3 protein-coding genes are annotated in these 3,129 nt (G+C 75.7%); 2 read left to right on the top strand and 1 reads right to left on the bottom strand.

What is annotated here, in order from left to right; translation table 11 throughout:
• On the top strand, positions 1 to 1,023 hold a 1,023-nt coding region (locus L1885_RS26180), incomplete at its 5' end, for an amidase family protein (RefSeq protein WP_235799642.1).
• 18 nt (positions 1,024 to 1,041) lie between these two features.
• On the opposite strand, the gene L1885_RS26175 is transcribed toward L1885_RS26180, so the two are convergent.
• Positions 1,042 to 1,992, bottom strand: a complete 951-nt coding sequence (locus L1885_RS26175) for a DUF3152 domain-containing protein (protein ID WP_235799641.1) — start codon at positions 1,990 to 1,992, stop codon at positions 1,042 to 1,044.
• 358 nt (positions 1,993 to 2,350) lie between these two features.
• Here L1885_RS26175 and L1885_RS26170 point away from each other — a divergent pair, with 358 nt between their 5' ends.
• Positions 2,351 to 3,040: a response regulator gene (locus L1885_RS26170; RefSeq protein WP_235799640.1), complete on the top strand. Its 690-nt coding sequence runs from the start codon at positions 2,351 to 2,353 to the stop codon at positions 3,038 to 3,040.
• Positions 3,041 to 3,129: the final 89 nt, after the last annotated feature.

The following is a 3,129-nucleotide window of genomic DNA, read 5'->3' as shown; positions in this document are numbered from 1 at the left end:
CTGCCGCCCGCGGCGCTCGCCGGCCCGGAGGCCGTGCTCGTCGACCGCCTGCGGGCGGCCGGCGCCCTGATCGCGGGCAAGACCGTGACCGCGGAGTTCGCGGTGCTGGCGCCCGGCCCGACCCGCAACCCGCGCAACCTCGCCCACACCCCCGGCGGTTCGAGCAGCGGCTCGGCTGCCGCCGTGGCCGCCGGGATGGTGCCGCTCGCGGTGGGCACGCAGACGGTGGGATCGATGATCAGGCCGGCCGCGTACTGCGGAGTGGTGGGTTTCAAGCCGACGTTCGGGCGCATCCCGGTGGACGGTGTGATCGCGAACGCCCCGAGCTTCGACACCGTCGGCGTCTTCGCTCCGGACGTCGCGGGCGTCGAGCGGGGCGCCGCGGCGCTCTGCGACACCTGGGACGGGCAGGCCCGGCGCCCGCCCCGGGCGCCCGTGTTCGGCATCCCCGAGGGCCCGTACCTGCGGCGCGCGGACGCCGACGCCCTCGCCGCGTTCGACCAGCAGGTCCTTCGGCTGCGCACCGCCGGTTTCGAGGTCCGCGGCGTGCCGGTCATGGGCGACTTCGAGCGGGTGGTGGCGCAGCTGTACGTGATGAACCGCTACGAGGTGGCCCGTACGCACGCGGGGTGGTTCGCCGCCCACGGCGCCCTCTACCGCCCCGAGACGGTCACCGCGATCCGGGAGGGGCAGGCCATCGGCGAGGCCGAGTACTCCCGCGCCGTCGGCGAGCGGGCGGACTTCGGCGCGCGCCTCGCGGACGCGACGGCGTCCGCAGGCATCGACGCGTGGATCACCCCCGCCGCCACCGGTCCGGCGCCGCTCGGACTGGGGACGACGGGATCGTCCGTCATGTGCCTGCCCTGGAGCAACGCGGGCTGGCCCTCCCTCACGGTGCCTGCGGCCACCACGCCGGACGGCCTGCCGCTGGGCCTGCAGCTCGTCTCCCCGCGGGGCACGGACGAGCGGCTCCTCGACTGGGGAGCGGCCGCGGCCGCCGCCCTGGCACCGACCGCGAGGTAGGGGGCCCGGGCCCCGTCCTCAGGGCACGGGCGGACCGGCGAGGTAGGTGCCGTGCGCGTCGTACGGCCACGCGTTCGCGACGCAGCCGTGGAGGCCGTCGATCTGCTGCATCATCGCGGGCGCGGGCCTGCCCGGGCCCGGACAGCCCTCGTGGCCGTGGCCGATGCGGTGGCCGACCTCGTGGTTGATGATCAGGGCCCGGTAGTCGTGGAGCGGCCCGGGGAACTCGGGCGAACCCGTCTCCCAGCGCTTCAGGTTCACGACGACCTGGCTGCCGACGTCGCAGTTGACCTCGCCGCGGGTGTGCAGTCCGGCCGCCCCGCAGATGCTGTCGACCGTCGCGGGGCTGGCGATCTTTATCTCGAAGTCGGCGGCGCCGCCCGACACGAGCTGGAAGGCGTCGTGCCCGTCCCGTGTCCAGCCGCGCGGATCGGCGAGCACCGACTCGATCTCCCTGGCCGCGTCCGCTGCCGGGACGCCGGTGCCCTGCTCGACCTCCACCTTGTAGCGGCGGACCGTGCCGTGGCCGACGGCGTTCCCCGAGGCCCGGGCGGTGTCGAAGATCCCGCTGCCCGGCCTGCTCCAGTCGACGGGCGAGTGCGACGGCTTGGGCGAGGTGCTCGGCCGGGGGGACTCGCCGCTGCCGGCCGGCGCGGTGCGCGAGGAGCTCGGCTTCGGTGTCGCCGGACCGGTGGACGGGTGCGCGGAGGCGCTCGGCACGTGCGGCTGCGGGGTGCCGGCCGCCGCGGCCTGCGTGCCGCTGCCGCCCGCGTTCAGCACGGTCAGTGCGGTTCCGATGGCGCCCGCGGCGACCACGATCGCGATCAGCAGGGCGGTACGCGGTCTTCGCGGGCCGCTCCCCCGGTGGGCGTTGCCCGGTCCCCGGCGTGAGCGGCCGCGCGAGCCGCCGGCGGGCGACCGTCCCCGCGATCTGAGCGCCGGGGACGGGGCGTTGGTTGCGTGCTGCATGGCTCCTCACACTGATGCGCGTGTGCGACGGCCCATGGCCCGGCCTGTCACAGCTTCGTAACGAGCCAGGTCGGTGGCGTGCGGGCGGGCGGAATGCCGCCGGTGGGACGGTACGCGCGGCCCGGTCCGGACGCACGGCGGTCCGGGATGCGGGCAGGGCGGCGGACCGCGGGCGTGCGCCCGCCGCATGTCCGCGCGTGGGCCGAAACCCCGCGCCGGGAACCGGCATCGGCCCTCGGATCGCCGCCCGTCGCGCCCGGCACACCGCGCCCGGCGCTGTGTGATCGTTGTGCAACAAGTGACGCACGGCACGCGCCCGCCCGCCGGGCGGCGGTGGGCCGTCGCCGATACTGGCCCGATGTCCCGAGTCCTGCTCGTCGAAGACGACCCCGCCGTGAGCCAGGGTGTGCTGCTGGCCCTCCGGCACACCGGCCACGAGGTCTTCGCCGCCGCGACCGGCGAGGACGGCCTCGACCTCCTGCACCGCGTCCGGCCCGACGTGGTGGTGCTCGACCTCATGCTGCCCGGCCTCGGCGGCCTCGACGTGTGCCGCCGGATCAGGGAGCGCGACCAGGTGCCGATCATCATGGTGACGGCCAGGGGCGACGACGTCGACATCGTTGTCGGGCTGGAGGCGGGCGCCGACGACTACGTCGTCAAACCCGTCCGGGCCCGCGTCCTCGAAGCCCGCATCCGCGCCCTGCTGCGCCGGTTCGACACACGGGCCGCCGCGCCCGGGCGGCCACCGCTGGAGACGCACGGGGCACTGACCATCGACCGGGCCGCGCTCGTGGTGAGCCGCCACGGCAGGCCGGTGCCCCTCGCGCCCTCCGAACTGCGGCTCCTGCTGACCCTGTCCGCGTCGCCCGGGCAGGTCCTCAGCCGCCAGCAGCTGCTGGAGGCCGTCTGGGAGCACAGTTACCACGGCGACATACGCCTGGTCGACGCGTGCGTGAAACGCGTCCGCCGCAAGCTCGGCGCGCCCGGCGGCGATCCGGGCTGCATCCACACCGTCCGCGGCTTCGGCTACCGCTTCCAGGCCTCATGAGCCGGGTCCGGCCTGGGCGTCTTCCAGTTCGACGGCGGCCCGATCTCGCCGACTGCTGAACCCGGCGGCTGGTGAACCCGCCGACCGCC

Source organism: Streptomyces fuscigenes (assembly GCF_021556455.1).
GTDB classification, from domain to species: domain Bacteria; phylum Actinomycetota; class Actinomycetes; order Streptomycetales; family Streptomycetaceae; genus Streptomyces; species Streptomyces fuscigenes.
This window is presented reverse-complemented; position numbering and strand designations above follow the sequence as displayed.